Below are 12,527 nucleotides of genomic sequence, written 5' to 3'. Positions count from 1 at the left end.
GGAGTGCTCCCTGCCCCTCACCGGCAAGGGCTGCGTCGACCGCATCATCACCGACCTCGCCGTGCTCGACGTGACCGACGACGGCCTCGAACTGGTCGAGTGCGCACCCGATGTGACGGTGCGGCAGGTCCTCGATCGCACCGCCGCCGAGGTCGTCGTCCCCAGGACACTGGAGACACCGGCCTCGTCCTCGAACCCCCGGAGTCACGTTGGCAGCCCCTGATTCGCCGCAGCTGTTGCACCACACCCTCGACGGTCGCGAGAACGCCCCGCTCCTCGTTCTCGGCCCCTCGCTGGGCACGTCGACGACCGTGTGGGACCCGCACCTGGCGGACCTCGCGGAGCGCTTCCGGGTTCTCCGCTTCGACCTGCCGGGCCATGGCGGGTCGCCCACGGACCTCCTCAAGGATCCGGCTGCCGGTCACACCACCGTCGCCGAACTGGCCGATCGCGTGCTCGACCTCGTCGACGCCCACGAGCGGGCGACCTTCCACTACGCCGGCATCTCGCTCGGCGGAGCCATCGGTGCGCACCTCGCACGTCGGCACCCCGAGCGACTGGAGAGCCTCGCGCTGATCTGCACGTCCGCCCACTTCGGCGAGGCGGGGCCCTGGCGCCAGCGCGCACACCTCGTTCGTACGCGGGGCATGGACGAACTTGTGTCGAGCAGCCCGAGCCGCTGGTTCACGGATCCCTCCGCCACTGCCGACACACCTCTCGGAAAGGCACTGCTCGACACCCTCGCCCGGTGCGATCCGGCCGGTTACGCCGCCTGCTGCGACGCACTCGCCGACTGGGATCTGCGCGGGGAGCTCGACCGGATCGACACACCGGCCCTCGTGATCAGCGGCGTCCACGACGTGGCGACTCCCGCGGAGCACGCCCGTGAACTGGCCCGGGGGATGCGCACGGCAGCTCTGTTGACCCTCGACTGCGCGCACCTCGCCGTCGAGAACCCCGGCCCGCTGGCCCGGGCAGTGATCACACACCTGAGCAGCAGCCCCGGACCGTCGTGATACTTAGGTTAGGCTTCCCTGAACCTTGACGTTGGTTCGATGGGAGACGCGTGGTGTCAGAAGAAGCCCGACCCAGCAACGACGAAGACATGGACCCGCGGACCGAGCGACCGCCGTTCCACAGTCGGCTCATCACGGATCCGCGCGTCCTCGGGGTGCTCGACGAACTGTACGAGCGCGAGCGGCGCATCAATTGGGACACGTACGCCCACGACCCGGACCCTCGTCGGCACGCCGGGACCGGGTTCTCGCTCAGCCCCGAACAGGGCGACCAGCTCTACCTGCTGGCCCGTCACGGGCGGGCGCGCCGCGTCGTGGAGTTCGCGACATCCCTCGGCTTCTCCACCCTGTTCCTCGCGGCGGCCGTACGGGACAGCGGTCAGGGCATGGTGTACACCGCCGAACTCGTACCGGAGAAGGTCCGGCAGGCGCGCGAGAACATCGCCCGCGCGGGCCTCGGCGACTACGTGACGTTCCTCGAAGGGGACGCCAGGAACACGCTCGCGTCCGTTCCCGACGAGATCGACTTCGCCCTCATCGACGGATGGGCTCCCCAAGTCTCCCTGGACGTCCTGAAGGTCATCGAACCGAAACTCCGGTCCGGCGCGTTGATCTACAACGAGAACAGGGACAAGGAATTCCTGGACTACGTCCAGGAGCCCGACAGCGGTTATCTCAACCTGCCGCTGCTCAGCGGTTCGACGTACAAGCCTCAGGGCGAGTTGTCCCTGCGTCGCTGACCAGCTTGTCGAGAGTCGACTCGCCGCCCCGGGCGCCGCGTTGACATGCCTCAGCCCCTTGCCTAGCGTCCAGAAGCCACAAGACCTACATCGGTGCAGAGGAGAAGCTTGTGCGCGCACGCCCCCGTGCCGCCGTGGCCACCGCGTTGTTCGCCCTGGCCGTCGGCCTGGTCGGCGCAGCACAGGCCACCGCGGAGAAGCCGGAATCGACCTCCACGCAGAACACGCAGAACACGCAGAACACGCAGAAGCAGGCTCCGGCCTCCGCGAAGAAGACGGCGTCGGCGACCGCATCGAGTACGTTCCGCAATCCGCTCAACACGGGCCCCGACCCCTTCCTGTCCTACGCGAACGGGGCCTACCACCTCACCACCACCCAGGGCGGCAGCATCAAGATGTGGAGCTCGCCCTCCCTGGCCACGCTGCTCGACGCCGACCCGAAGACCGTGTGGACGGACAGCGACGCCTCGCGTAACCAGCACATCTGGGCGCCGGAGTTCTACCGCTTCGGCGAGCGCTGGTACATGTACTACACCGCCGACGACGGCACGGACGAGCACCACCGTCTCTACGTCCTGGAGTCCGAGGGCGACGACCCGACGGGCCCGTACCACTTCAAGGCGAAGCTGACCCCGCCCAACCACAGAGACGACTTCGCGATCGATCCGGGCATCCTTCGGCACAACGGCAAGCTGTACCTCGCGTACAGCGGCATCAACGGGTACCAGCACAACGGCCTCAACATCGCGCCGCTGTCGAACCCGTACACCGTCTCGGGTGACGCGGTCGCCATCGACGGCGCGGGTGGCTGCCCCGAGGTCCGCGAGGGTCCGGAGTTCCTGAACCGCAACGGCCGTACGTGGATGACGTATTCGACCTGCGACACGGGCAAGCCCGACTATCAGGTGTGGATGATGTCGCTTGCCGACGGCGCGGATCCGCTCGTGCCGGGCAACTGGAAGCAGCACGACGGGCCGGTCTTCAAGCGGGCGGACGACCGTGGTGTGTTCGGCCCCGGCCACCACGCGTTCTTCACGTCGCCCGACGGCAAGGAGGACTGGCTGATCTACCACGCGAAGACCACGTCGACGAACACCTACAGCAACCGCACGACCCGCGCGCAGAAGATCGGTTGGAACGCCGACGGCAGCCCGAACCTCGGCACCCCGCTCGCCCTGGGCGCCACCCAGAACCTGCCCTCGGGCGACCCCGGATCCGGCAACCACTGGATCAACGACGACGGCCGCTCCAGCGGATCCGGCTCCGTCAAGTACACCGGCACCTGGAAGTCGGGGACGGGCTGCGGGACGCAGTGCTTCTGGAGCGACGACCACTGGAGCGACCAGGCGGGCAACACCGCGACGTACTCCTTCACCGGCACCCGGATCGCCCTGCTGTCCGTGCAGGACACCGGCAACGGCATCGCCGCGATCAGCGTCGACGGCGGCCCCGAGAAGCGGGTCGACTTCTACGGCGCGATCCGCACCGGCGAGACCCTCCAGTACCTCAGCCCACGCCTGTCGAACGGTCCGCACACGCTGCGGGTCCGGGTGACCGGCGACAAGAGCGCATCCTCGTCGGGCGCGTTCGTGAGCGTGGACCGGGCGGAGGTCTACACGGACTGAGGCCCGGCCGTCAGGCCCCCGCGCCCGACACCAACGGCGAGTCGGTGCGGTCCCCTACCGAGCCGTGGGTCGCCTTCTTCGGGATGGGCTGGTCGTGGCGGACGGCCTTCCACACACGGTGCGTGGCCTTGTCGAGGGGGAGGACGCGGCTCGGGTCCTGCGCGTCGTAGGTGACCGGCAGCGTGACCATGGTGGTGCGGTCGGGGCTGATGCCCTTCAACTCCTTGGCCAGGCCCAGGAGTTTGTCGGCGGACGCCAGCTCGGAGTCCGCGCTGATGCTCTTGGTCGCCGTGTCCGCCAGCGCGTAGGACTTGCTCGGGCTGCCGAACGGGTCGACCGTGTCGGCCCGGTGGATCAGTGCCTTGATGAACGCCTGCTGGAGCTGGATGCGGCCGAGGTCGCTGCCGTCGGCCACGCCGTGCCGGGTGCGGACGAGCGCCAGCGCGTCCTTGCCCTTGAGGCGGTGCTTTCCGGTGTCGAGGGACAGGCCGCTGCTGCTGTCGTGGATGGCGGTGCGCGTGGTGATGTCCACGCCGCCGAGCTCGTCGATCAGCTTCTGGAATCCCTTGAAGTCGACCTCGAGGTAGTGGTCCATGCGCACGCCGGACATCTTCTCGACCGTCTTCACGGTGCAGGCGGGACCGCCCTGCGCGTACGAGGAGTTGAACACGGCGTTGTGCTCCGCCGGGACGTCACCGTGCGACGTCTTGCAGGTGGGGCGGTCCACCTCGGTGTCACGCGGGATGCTGACGACCGAAGCCTTCTTGTGGGTCTTGTCGACGTGCAGGACCATCGCGGTGTCGGCGCGGGCGCCGAGGACGCCGCTGCCGTACTCGCCGTGGGTTCCCGCCCGGGAGTCGGAGCCGAGCAGGAGGATGTTCATCGCGCCGTCGTGCTGCTGGTCCGGTCGGTTGGTGCCGAGTGCGGCGTCCACGTCCGTGCCCTTGATGTTGCCGTTGAGGTGCTGCCAGGCGTAGGCGGCGCCGCCGCCACCGACCAGGGTCAGGCCCAGGGCTCCGCCGGCGATCCAGCGCAGGGCGCGCTTGCGCTTGCGGTGCCGGGAGCGGCGCAGCCGTGCGGGGCCGTAGGCGGGCACCACGGGCACCTTCGGCTCATCGGCCGGGTGCGACTGGTGCTCGTTCCCGCTCTCGTGCTGCATGGGGGGGGCTTCCTCACTGCTCGGTGCTGCGTGCTCGGTGCCACGGGCCGGTGTGTTCGCCGGCCAGTGGCTCAGTACGCCGAGTCGACGTTGTCGATGGAGCCGTAGCGGTCGGCGGCGTAGTTGGCGGCCGCGGTGATGTTGGCGACCGGGTCCGTGATGCTGTTCGCCGTACCCGCGACGTGGTACGTGTCGAAGGTGGGCTGGATCACCTGGAGCAGGCCCTTGGACGGGACGCCGTTCTGGGCGTTGATGTCCCAGCCGTTCTCGGCGTTCGGGTTGCCGGAGGACTCGCGCATGATGTTGCGGTGCAGGCCCTCGTAGGAGCCGGGGATGCCCTTGGCCTTCATGATGTCGAGGGACTCGCGGATCCAGCCGTCGAGGTTGTTCGCGTACGTCTTGGCGGGCGCCGCGGTCTTGGTCGTGGCGGCGGCCGTCTTGGCGGGCGCGGTGTGCTCGGCCGCCTGCGCCGGCGAGGAGGGCACCAGGGTGAGCGCGGCCGCGGCAGCGGCCGCCGTGGCGATTCCGGCGGCGGAGATCCGGCGCATGCGGTCGGTGCGGTTGGCGGCGCGCGCCGGGATCGGGGCAAACGGCATCAGCATGAGGGGGTGCCTCTCCTACGGGGTGGTGCACGAACTGCGTCGTGCGGCGCGAGCCGGTGCCGGTGTGCTCCGGCCGTTCCCGGCTGCTCGGGACTCACTCAGGGTTAGCGGCGCGCGGTGGGTGGACGCAAAGGTGTGACGTACTACCGAGGTACGCAGACCCGGCAGATCGGGCACTTCGGACGGGCGTCGGGCGGCGGCGTTCCCTGCGGGCCGGGATTACTACCGTCCTTAGCATGTGCCGTGGCTCATATGGGTGGGCTCACAGCCTGAGCGGTCCGAGGGGGTCTCTCGGGGCTCGGTACCGGCGGACGATGTCCGCCGTTCACACCTCCTCCACCCCGGCGTGGGCAACCAGTCACGTGCCCCGTGGGTCTGCTGTGATGACCATGCGCCGGATTCGGCGGGGGTTCCGACCGGAAATCCCCGCGCTCCGGCGCCACGGCGACAGGACTACGGGAGTGTGCATGAACGGCGTGAGACGGCAACGGATGCTCGCAGCGTGTGCGACGGCGCTGGCGGTGACGGGAGGCGTGCTGCTGGCGGCACCCGCGCAGGCGCAGTCCGAGTCCCTGGCGGCGGCCGCCCGCGCGGGCGACTTCGACGGCGACGGCTTCGGCGACCTGGCGGTCGGCGCGCCGGAGGGGACGATCGCCGGGTTCGCGAAGGCCGGTTACGTCTCGGTGGCGTACGGCACCGCGCAGGGTGTGCGCACCACCCGCCACAAGGGCATCACCCAGCGCACCGCGGGCATCCCCGGCACCCCGGAGGCGGGCGACCGGTTCGGTTCGGCGACGGCCGTCGGGGACGTGGACGGCGACGGGTACGCGGATCTGGTCATCGGGGCGGGCGGTGAGGCCATCGGCTCGGTGAAGGGAGCCGGTTCCGTCACGGTCGTCTTCGGTGCGAAGGGCGGGCTGAGCGCGGACGCCATCGCCTTCAACGCCCCGACCCCGACGGCGCGTCAGGCCTTCGGCGACAAGCTGGCCGTCGGCGACTTCGACCACGACGGCCGCGCCGACATCGCCGTCGCGGCCGGGACGAAGGTGCACGTGGTGAAGGGGGCCACGAAGCTGCGCGACACCCCGAAGCCGGCCATGAAGACGCTCACCCCGCCCGGCGGCGGCGCCGGAACCGGGCGGATCGCGGCGGCCGACGTCAACGGGGACGGGTACAAGGACCTCGCCACCGTCGCCTACTCCGACGATCCGGCGGACGAGGGCACCCTCGGTGTCCTGGCCGGGTCCGCCACGGGCCTCACCGGCGCGACACTGGGCAAGACCGGCCTGCCGTTCGCGGGCTACAGCCTCGTCGCCGGAGACGTCACCGGCGACGGCAAGGACGACATCGTCGTGGACACCACCGCCGAGGACGGCCCGGACGACTTCCTGATGCGCATGTTCCCCGGCACCACATCGGGGATGGGACAGGGCGTGGCGTACGAGGGGCAGGCGAGCCCCGGCCGGGCCGGTGTCCTCGCCGATCTCGACGGCGACGGCCACGCCGACCTCGTCACCGCCGACACCACCGCCACCGACCCGGACGGCTTCAACAACGCGGGGGCGGTGACGGTCGTGCCCGGTGCCGACTCCGGCCTGAACGCGCAGGGCGCGCGCACCATCACCCTGGCCACGCCCGGCGTGACCGGAGCCAGCGAGGGCAACGACCTCTTCGGCTCGGCGGTGGCCGCAGGCGACTACGACGGGGACGGCACGGCCGACCTCACCGTCGGCGCGCCCGGCAAGTACCTCGGCACCGGCGCGGTCAGCGTCATCCCCGGCTCGGCGGACGGCCCGACCGGCAAGGGTTCGATCCTCTTCAACCCGGAGGACCTGGACCACCCGGCGGCCAAGGCCCGCTTCGGCTCCTCCCTGGGCGCCACGAACCGCGGCTGAGGCGGCCGCGGGCGACGGGCCTCGCTCCGCTCGCCCCGGTGAGGGCCGTCGGTCGGCCCTCACCGGACGGCAGCCCTCACCGGACGGCAGCCCTCACCGGACGACGCTTGATTAAACTAACTGGTAAGTTAGATTTATGAAGCGGAACACCACCTCGCGAGCGCGTCTGCTCGCCGCGGCCGATGGCGTCTTCTACGAGCGGGGCATCGCCTCGACCAACGTCGACGCCGTGGTGCACGAGGCCGGGGTGACCAAGCCGACCCTGTACGCCCATTTCCCTTCGAAGTCGGCGCTGGCCGCCGAGGCGCTCAGGAGTCGCCACGCGCGGCGCGCCGCCGACCTGGAGGACCGCCTCCCCGGCGTCGCGCCGGGTGCGCCGCGCGTCCTGGCCCTGTTCGCGTGGCTCGCCGACTGGTACGAGGAGCAGGGCGAACGCGGCTGCGCCTTCGTCAACGCCGCCGCCGAGCTGGCACCGTCCGACGAACTGGTCACGGCCGCGGCCCGGGACGAGAAGCGGTGGCTGCTGGGCACGCTCACCGGGCTGTGCGAGGAGACGGGCGCCGGCTCCCCGGACGTGCTCGCCTCTCAGCTCCTGCTGCTCATCGACGGAGTGGCCGCACGCGTGGTCGTGCACGGGCACGGTGCGGCGGCCGCCGCGGTCGCCGACGCCACCCGGGCCGCCGAGGTACTCGTCGAGGCGGCCGTGCACGCCCATGCGTAGCCTGTCCGACCGGCCGGTCCAGCGCTCGGCGCGGATCGTGGCCGGTCTGGCCCTGTTCGGGTTGTCGCTGGCCCTGCTGATCAAGGCGGGCCTCGGTGCCGATCCGTGGACCGTCTTCACCCAGGGCGTCGCCCTGGCCACCGGCCTCACTCTCGGCGAGGTCGTCATCGTCGTCTCGCTGGCCCTGCTGGTCCTGTGGCTCCCGCTGCGCCAGCGCCCCGGCGTCGGCACCCTCGCCAACGCGCTGCTCGTCGGGCCGTTCCTCGACCTGGGCGTCGCCTGGCTCCCCGCGGCCCGGAACACGGCCGAGGGCGTGGCCTTCCTCCTGGTGTCGGTGTGCGGCGTGGCCGTGGCGACCGGGCTCTACGTCGGGGCCGGATGGGGCCCCGGTCCCCGTGACGGGCTGATGACGGGGCTCGCCGCCCGGGGCATTCCCGTGACGGCGGCGCGCGCGGCGATCGAGGTGTCGGTGCTGGCCGTGGGCTGGCTGCTGGGTGGCAGCGTGGGCATCGCCACCGTGGTGTTCGCCGTCGCGATAGGTCCACTGGTGGGCTACGCGCTGCCCAAACTGGAGCTGCGTTAACGGTTGTTGGCGAGTATGGCCACCTCGTTGCAGTCGTGTGCACTGCCCGGTCCACGGGCCGTCCCGTGTGGTTACCTGCCGTCATGTCCGCGTACGTGACCTGTAGTTCAGTCGCCCACGGCCGCGTCGCCCCCATGCGCTGTCCGGCGCGGGACTGACGCCGCACACCTTCTCGTACGTCTTCAGTACCCGGTTGCCTCGAACCGGTGCATCCCCCGCACGCGCTCCGGCGCCGCCCACCCAGGGAGAACCATGAGCCAGCCCATCGACGCCGTCACCGCGGGGCACACCGCGGCCGACGAGAGCGCCGCGCCCGACAGCCCCGCCTGGTCGTTCGAGACGCGGCAGATCCACTCGGGCGCATCACCCGACCCGGCCACCGGCGCGCGTGCGACGCCGGTCTACCAGACGACGTCGTACGTCTTCCGGGACACGCAGCACGCCGCCGACCTCTTCTCGCTCGCGGAACCCGGCAACATCTACACCCGTATCCACAACCCCACCCAGGACGTGCTGGAGCAGCGCATCGCCGCCCTTGAAGGCGGCGTCGCGGCCGTGGCACTGGCCTCCGGTCAGGCGGCGGAGACCCTGGCGATCCTCACGGTGGCGAGCGCGGGCGACCACATCGTCTCCAGCGCTTCGCTGTACGGCGGTACCTACAACCTGTTCCGCCACACCCTGCCCAAGTTCGGCATCGAGGTGTCCTTCGTCGACGACCCTGACGACATCGAGGCATGGAAGGCCGCCGTGCGGCCGAACACCAAGGCCCTGTTCGCCGAGACACTGGGCAACCCGCGCGGCAACGTCCTGGACGTGCGCGCGGTCGCCGACGCGGCGCACGAGGCGGGTGTGCCGCTGATCGTGGACAACACCGTCCCGACCCCCTATCTCCTGCGGCCGATCGAGCACGGCGCCGACGTCGTCGTGCACTCCGCGACCAAGTTCCTCGGCGGCCACGGCACCACCGTCGGGGGTGTCGTCGTCGACGGCGGCACCTTCGACTTCGGCGCGCACGCCGAGCGGTTCCCCGACTTCGTCGAGCCCGATGCCAGCTACCACGGCCTGCGGTACTGGCCGGCGCTCGGCCCCGGGGCGTTCGCGGTCAAGCTGCGGGTGCAACTGCTGCGCGACCTGGGTCCGGCGATCGCCCCGCACTCGGCGTTCCTGCTGCTCCAGGGCGTGGAGACGCTCAGCCTGCGGATCGAGCGGCACTCGGCGAACGCGCAGGCGCTGGCCGAGTGGCTGGAGCAGCGCGACGAGGTGTCGGCCGTGCACTATCCGGGCCTCGAGTCCAACCGCTGGTACGCGGCGGGGCAGCGGTACCTGCCGCGCGGAGCGGGCGCGGTGCTCTCCTTCGAGCTGCGGGACGGCGTCGAGGCGGGCAAGCGCTTCGTGGACGCGGTCGAGCTGTTCAGCCACCTCGCCAACATCGGTGACGTACGCAGCCTCATCATCCACCCGGCGTCCACCACGCACAGTCAGCTCGACGAGGAGCAGCTGGCCGCCACGGGGGCGTCCCCCGGTCTGGTGCGGCTTTCGGTGGGCATCGAGCATCTCGCCGATCTGAAGGCCGATCTGGAGGCGGGGTTCCGGGCCGCGAAGGGGGCGTCCTGAGCGCCGTTCCGGCTCACTCCCGAGTCTCCCTTCCGGCCGGTGGCGGCCGGCCGGAAGGGGAACCGGCGGGCCGCCGCCAGTGGTTCACCCGTACGTCGCCGCTGCACCTGGAGGCGGGTGGTCAACTCCCCTCCGTGCAGCTGGCGTTCGAGACGTGGGGACGGCTGGCGGCGGACGGTTCCAACGCGGTGCTCGTCCTGCACGCGCTGACCGGTGACAGTCACGTGGCGGGGCCCGCGGGTCCCGGTCACCCCTCCCCCGGCTGGTGGGACGGGCTGATCGGTCCGGGCCGCGCGCTCGATCCCGCCCACTGGTTCATCGTGGCTCCGAACGTGCTCGGCGGCTGCCGGGGCAGCACCGGTCCCGCGTCCGCCCGGCCCGACGGGCGCGCTTGGGGCGGGGACTTCCCGTTCCTGACGCCCCGCGACCAGGTGGCGGCGGAGGCCGAGCTGGCCGACGCCCTCGGGATCGGGCGCTGGGCGCTCGTGGTCGGCGGGTCCATGGGCGGCATGCGCGCCCTTGAGTGGGCCGTCTCGCTGCCGGAGCGCACCGGGGCCCTGCTGGTCCTTGCCACCGCAGCGGCGGCGAGCGCGGAGCAGATCGCCTGGGCCACCGTCCAGCTGCACGCGATCCGTTCGGACCCGCACTGGCGGGGCGGGCACTACCACGGCACAGGTCACGCACCGGAGGCCGGTCTGGGCCTGGCACGGCGTCTGGCACACGTCACGTATCGCAGCGAGGACGAGCTCGGCGCGCGGTTCGGCCGCGCGGCGCAGGGGGCCGAGGACCCGTGGCGGGGCGGCCGCTACGAGGTCGAGTCCTATCTGGACCACCACGCCGAAAAGCTGGTGTCCCGGTTCGACGCCGCCAGTTACGTCGTCCTGACCGAGGCCATGAACGCCCACGACGTGGGGCGGGGCCGGGGCGGGGTGCGGGCGGCCCTGCGCCGCGTCACGGCACGCACCGTCGTGGCGGGCGTGACCTCCGACCGCCTGTATCCCCTCGCCCAACAGGCGGCGCTGGCCGAGGGGATCACCACGGCGGACGACCTCCAGGTGATCGATTCGCCGTACGGGCACGACGGCTTCCTCATCGAGGTCGACCAGGTGGCCGCCCTCGTCGAAGAGCTGCTGCCGCCGTCCGGCGGTCGGCCCGGCCCGTGATCCAGCGCATCTTGGTCTCCAGGGCATCGCCCCCCCCAGAACCCGTTCGACGTTCCTCGCCAGGCGGTGGCGTACGAGCTGTGACCGGTTCGCGTCATCAGCGCCGCCGCGCAGCGCGGACGAGCTGAGGGGGCAATGTTCGCTTTGCGGACCGCAGTCGGGCCGACGCTTCGTTTTCGGGGCGGCGCGCCGACGGGCCGACAAGCAGACTGGGTTCCGTCCCCTCGTGGGCAGCAATGGGACGGCCTGACGGAGTCGGCGCCGAGCAGTCCGTCCGGGTCTCGCCCCGCCTGTCGGCGGTGACCCGCTTCGCGGGAGCCCCCGCTTCGCCGGCCACCTCCCCCAAGGCGGCCGGCGAAGCGGGGAGAGGCCCGGTCCACGATGTGTCAATCGCGCAGCGTGGCGCTGGGGGTGTCGCCGTACGCGGCCCGATAGGCGGCGGCGAAGCGGCCTCGGTTGTAGAAGCCCCACCGGAAGGCGATCGCCGTGACGGTCCGGGTCGCGGGGTCGGCGGCGAGCAGTTCGCGGCGTACGTGATCGAGTCGGACCCGGCGCAGGTACTGCCGTGGGGTCATCCCCAGATGACGGCGGAAGGCGAGCTGTATCGCGCGGGCGCTGACGTGGGCGGCGGCCGCGATGTCGGCGGACCCGATGTCGGCGTGCGCGTTCTCGTCGATGAACGCGACGGCTCGGCGCAATGTCTCGGGGCGGGCGTCGCGGCTGTCGTGCGGGGCGGGCGCGGCCAGTGCGTTGCTGGGGAAGACCGTCAGTGCGGCGGCGGCCAGCATCCGGGCGGTGCTGCCGGCGATCAGCGGGCTGGCCGCGGCCTCGCTGTCCTCCAGGAGCTCCCGGGCGAAGACGGCCGCGCGCCGCCACTGCTCGGCGGCTGCCGGGGAGACCGGGCGCAACGAGTCGAACCGCAGCGGGGTACGTGGCCCGCCGGGCAGTTCGGCGGTGACCTTTGCGAGCGCGACACGGGGCACTGTGATGATCCCGGCCCGGAACCCGACACACCGGACCAGGTAGTCGGCGCCGGGGAAGCTGCCCAGGCAGACGTCCCCGGCGATGTACCCCTCGGTGTCCTTGCCCAGTTCCGCGTGTGTGCCGCCGGTGACGATCGTGGTGACCGACAGGTCGTCGGTGCCGCTCAGGTGCAGAGTCACGTCGGGTGGCATGGTGAAGTCGACGTAGCTCAGCCCGCCGACGCTCACCTGGGAGATGGACACCGGCGACGTCAGCTCAACGCGCCCGGTCCGTGGCGGCCCGGCGCTGTACATCCGGTTGACGAAATCCTGCGCCTCGTCCGGGTCCGACGTGGCGAACTCGAAGCGTCGTGGTGCGTTTTCCACGGCTTGCGGATCGGTCATGACAGCCCTCTTTCCGGGCCGGGTACACAGGGGCACGCCTGG

General features: G+C 71.3%; 11 protein-coding genes and 1 pseudogene. 9 read left to right on the top strand and 3 right to left on the bottom strand.

Going from position 1 to position 12,527, the window contains the following annotated elements:
- The 4 genes and pseudogenes from ACY34M_RS37785 to ACY34M_RS37770 all read left to right on the top strand — a co-directional run.
- Positions 1 to 223 (top strand): annotated as a pseudogene (locus ACY34M_RS37785) (succinyl-CoA--3-ketoacid-CoA transferase); the annotation flags it as partial.
- Entirely contained in the window at positions 210 to 1,016 is an 807-nt protein-coding gene (locus ACY34M_RS37780) for an alpha/beta fold hydrolase (RefSeq protein WP_462722738.1), read from the top strand. The pseudogene ACY34M_RS37785 and the gene ACY34M_RS37780, both read left to right, overlap by 14 nt.
- Positions 1,017 to 1,105: 89 nt before the next feature.
- Positions 1,106 to 1,756 carry an O-methyltransferase gene (locus ACY34M_RS37775; RefSeq protein ID WP_462722739.1) on the top strand — a complete coding sequence of 217 codons (651 nt, stop codon included), beginning with the start codon at positions 1,106 to 1,108 and terminating at the stop codon, positions 1,754 to 1,756.
- Positions 1,757 to 1,866: 110 nt separating this feature from the next.
- The gene (locus ACY34M_RS37770) at positions 1,867 to 3,381 is read left to right on the top strand and encodes a glycoside hydrolase family 43 protein (RefSeq protein WP_462722740.1); all 1,515 of its coding nucleotides are present in this window, start codon (positions 1,867 to 1,869) and stop codon (positions 3,379 to 3,381) included.
- 10 nt (positions 3,382 to 3,391) lie between these two features.
- Here the strand turns inward: ACY34M_RS37770 and ACY34M_RS37765 are convergent, their stop codons facing one another.
- Together ACY34M_RS37765 and ACY34M_RS37760 are read right to left on the bottom strand one after the other, a co-directional pair.
- The gene (locus tag ACY34M_RS37765) at positions 3,392 to 4,540 is read right to left on the bottom strand and encodes an LCP family protein (RefSeq protein ID WP_462722741.1); all 1,149 of its coding nucleotides are present in this window, start codon (positions 4,538 to 4,540) and stop codon (positions 3,392 to 3,394) included.
- 71 nt (positions 4,541 to 4,611) lie between these two features.
- Positions 4,612 to 5,136 carry a transglycosylase SLT domain-containing protein gene (locus ACY34M_RS37760; protein ID WP_462722855.1) on the bottom strand — a complete coding sequence of 175 codons (525 nt, stop codon included), beginning with the start codon at positions 5,134 to 5,136 and terminating at the stop codon, positions 4,612 to 4,614.
- A gap of 473 nt (positions 5,137 to 5,609) precedes the next feature.
- Between ACY34M_RS37760 and ACY34M_RS37755 the strand changes: the two genes are divergently transcribed.
- From ACY34M_RS37755 to metX, 5 genes are all read left to right on the top strand, one after another.
- Positions 5,610 to 7,037, top strand: coding sequence for an FG-GAP-like repeat-containing protein (locus ACY34M_RS37755; RefSeq protein WP_462722742.1), 1,428 nt, complete (start codon positions 5,610 to 5,612; stop codon positions 7,035 to 7,037).
- A gap of 136 nt (positions 7,038 to 7,173) precedes the next feature.
- Positions 7,174 to 7,758 (top strand): TetR/AcrR family transcriptional regulator, encoded by a 585-nt coding sequence (locus tag ACY34M_RS37750; protein ID WP_462722743.1) that lies wholly within the window; start codon positions 7,174 to 7,176, stop codon positions 7,756 to 7,758.
- Positions 7,751 to 8,341 (top strand): membrane protein YczE, encoded by a 591-nt coding sequence (gene yczE / locus ACY34M_RS37745; RefSeq protein WP_462722744.1) that lies wholly within the window; start codon positions 7,751 to 7,753, stop codon positions 8,339 to 8,341. The genes ACY34M_RS37750 and yczE overlap by 8 nt, the downstream gene beginning before the upstream one ends.
- 252 nt (positions 8,342 to 8,593) lie before the next feature.
- Positions 8,594 to 9,955, top strand: a complete 1,362-nt coding sequence (locus ACY34M_RS37740) for a bifunctional o-acetylhomoserine/o-acetylserine sulfhydrylase (protein ID WP_462722745.1) — start codon at positions 8,594 to 8,596, stop codon at positions 9,953 to 9,955.
- A complete protein-coding gene (gene metX, locus ACY34M_RS37735; protein WP_462722856.1) occupies positions 9,952 to 11,118 on the top strand; it encodes a homoserine O-acetyltransferase MetX in 1,167 nt (388 codons plus the stop codon). Before ACY34M_RS37740 ends, metX begins: the two co-directional genes overlap by 4 nt.
- A gap of 386 nt (positions 11,119 to 11,504) precedes the next feature.
- On the opposite strand, the gene ACY34M_RS37730 is transcribed toward metX, so the two are convergent.
- Complete coding sequence (locus ACY34M_RS37730; protein WP_462722746.1) at positions 11,505 to 12,485, bottom strand: AraC family transcriptional regulator; 981 nt, start codon at positions 12,483 to 12,485, stop codon at positions 11,505 to 11,507.
- Positions 12,486 to 12,527 lie beyond the last annotated feature (42 nt).

Source organism: Streptomyces sp. EDA2-14 (assembly GCF_054963755.1).
Note: the sequence above shows the minus strand (reverse complement) of the source record. Positions and strands in the feature narration are given on the sequence as shown.

Bases quoted from the DNA above. Each gene is read 5' to 3' on its own strand.
- ACY34M_RS37775 (WP_462722739.1), top strand. From the start codon at position 1,106: ATGGACCCGCGGACCGAGCGACCGCCGTTCCACAGTCGGCTCATCACG.
- ACY34M_RS37765 (WP_462722741.1), bottom strand. From the start codon at position 4,540: ATGCAGCACGAGAGCGGGAACGAGCACCAGTCGCACCCGGCCGATGAG.
- ACY34M_RS37760 (WP_462722855.1), bottom strand. From the start codon at position 5,136: ATGCCGTTTGCCCCGATCCCGGCGCGCGCCGCCAACCGCACCGACCGC.
- ACY34M_RS37755 (WP_462722742.1), top strand. From the start codon at position 5,610: ATGAACGGCGTGAGACGGCAACGGATGCTCGCAGCGTGTGCGACGGCG.
- ACY34M_RS37750 (WP_462722743.1), top strand. From the start codon at position 7,174: ATGAAGCGGAACACCACCTCGCGAGCGCGTCTGCTCGCCGCGGCCGAT.
- yczE (WP_462722744.1), top strand. From the start codon at position 7,751: ATGCGTAGCCTGTCCGACCGGCCGGTCCAGCGCTCGGCGCGGATCGTG.
- ACY34M_RS37740 (WP_462722745.1), top strand. From the start codon at position 8,594: ATGAGCCAGCCCATCGACGCCGTCACCGCGGGGCACACCGCGGCCGAC.
- ACY34M_RS37730 (WP_462722746.1), bottom strand. From the start codon at position 12,485: ATGACCGATCCGCAAGCCGTGGAAAACGCACCACGACGCTTCGAGTTC.